Annotated in this window: 1 protein-coding gene; it reads left to right on the forward strand. The window is 66.4% G+C overall.

Annotated features, from left to right (window positions below):
- Nucleotides 1-318, forward strand: a 318-nt coding sequence (locus tag IF37_RS0138630) for an alpha-amylase family glycosyl hydrolase (RefSeq protein ID WP_030754606.1), incomplete at both ends; no start/stop codon positions are given.

A 318-nucleotide genomic window follows, 5' to 3' on the forward strand; every position in this document is an offset into this window, starting at 1 on the left:
GACAGCAACGGCGACGGCGTCGGCGACCTGAAGGGTCTGACCGCCAAGCTCGACTACCTCCAGTGGCTCGGCGTGGACTGCCTGTGGCTGCCGCCGTTCTTCAAGTCCCCGCTCAGGGACGGCGGTTACGACGTCTCCGACTACACCGCCGTCCTCCCCGAGTTCGGTGACCTCGCCGACTTCGTGGAGTTCGTGGACGCCGCCCACCAGCGCGGCATGCGCGTGATCATCGACTTCGTCATGAACCACACCAGCGACCAGCACCCGTGGTTCCAGGAGTCCCGCAAGAACCCCGACGGCCCCTACGGGGACTACTAC

Source organism: Streptomyces sp. NRRL S-31 (assembly GCF_000718775.1).
In the GTDB taxonomy this organism is placed as follows: domain Bacteria; phylum Actinomycetota; class Actinomycetes; order Streptomycetales; family Streptomycetaceae; genus Streptomyces.